The sequence below is a fragment of the Escherichia sp. 93.0816 genome (assembly GCF_013368855.2).
Taxonomy (GTDB): Bacteria; Pseudomonadota; Gammaproteobacteria; order Enterobacterales; family Enterobacteriaceae; genus Escherichia; species Escherichia ruysiae.
The window spans coordinates 1-585 of record NZ_JABWNC020000077.1; the positions used below are offsets into that span (position 1 = coordinate 1).

Genomic DNA, 585 nt, shown 5'->3' on the forward strand with positions numbered 1-585 from the left:
TGACTGTCCACGACACTATACCCAAAAGAAAGCGGCTTATCGGTCAGTTTCACCTGTTTTAACGAAAACCCGCCAGTGCAGACTGGCGGGTCTTTGCTTTTGGAGCAGGCGGAAAGATGAATGACTGTCCACGACGTTATACCCAAAAGAAAGCGGCTTATCGGTCAGTTTCACCTGTTTTAGCGAAAACCCGCCAGTGCAGACTGGCGGGTTTTTGCTTTTGGAGCGAGCGGTAAGATGAATGACTGTCCACGACGCTATACCCAAAAGAAAGCGGCCTGTTGGTTCAATATAAACACTCTTTTTAGTCACCCTGTGCTCTCTTCTGATAGCTTACTTGCGAATTGCAATTATTAGTTTTGTGATCCTCAACACAAAATACTGTTCCACAACCGGAATGCGAGAATAAATCATGGAAAACGATTGCATTCACAAAATGACGTTCTGCAAAAGAGACAATAAATGACGTTAATCAATTGTTCGAGATGATCAATATCTGTATTCGAAATTTTAAAATATTGATAAAATAAATGTTCTATCTCCAACAAATGGCGAAAAAAAATGTGACGTACCGCATTATTTATC

At 41.0% G+C, this 585-nt stretch carries 1 protein-coding gene; it reads right to left on the bottom strand.

The annotated features are described in order from the left end of the window. Window positions 1-410: 410 nt before the first annotated feature. Window positions 411-584 (bottom strand): DNA-binding transcriptional activator TdcR, encoded by a 174-nt coding sequence (locus HEM79_RS22340; protein WP_176241489.1) that lies wholly within the window; start codon window positions 582-584, stop codon window positions 411-413. Window position 585: the final 1 nt, after the last annotated feature.